This is a genomic window from Sphingobium sp. LMC3-1-1.1, from assembly GCF_040676285.1.
Classification (GTDB): Bacteria; Pseudomonadota; Alphaproteobacteria; order Sphingomonadales; family Sphingomonadaceae; genus Sphingobium.
The window spans coordinates 1-255 of the sequence record NZ_JBEGHQ010000086.1; the positions used below are offsets into that span (position 1 = coordinate 1).

At 50.6% G+C, this 255-nt stretch carries 1 protein-coding gene; it reads left to right on the forward strand.

Annotation, left to right across the window (positions count from 1 at the left end):
• Positions 1-142: 142 nt before the first annotated feature.
• Positions 143-255, forward strand: a 113-nt coding sequence (locus MRBLMC3_RS22170) for a GlsB/YeaQ/YmgE family stress response membrane protein (RefSeq protein ID WP_363832429.1), incomplete at its 3' end; no start/stop codon positions are given.

Here is a 255-nt window from a genome sequence, read left to right on the forward strand (position 1 = left end):
TGAATAAGCGCCCAAACTATTTCATCTCGTCTGGTGTATCCAAAGTCTTTGGAACGCTTCTGCCAACTGAGGGGTTAGCAGATATTCCGGGCACGATGCGTCAATGCGGCCAAATCGTCTTCTGGATTGCAGGAGAACGGTTATGGGAATTATCATGTGGCTCGTCGTTGGCGGCGTTATCGGATGGCTTGCCAGCATCATCATGCGGACAGATGGTCAGCAGGGCATCATCCTCAATATCGTGGTCGGCATTAT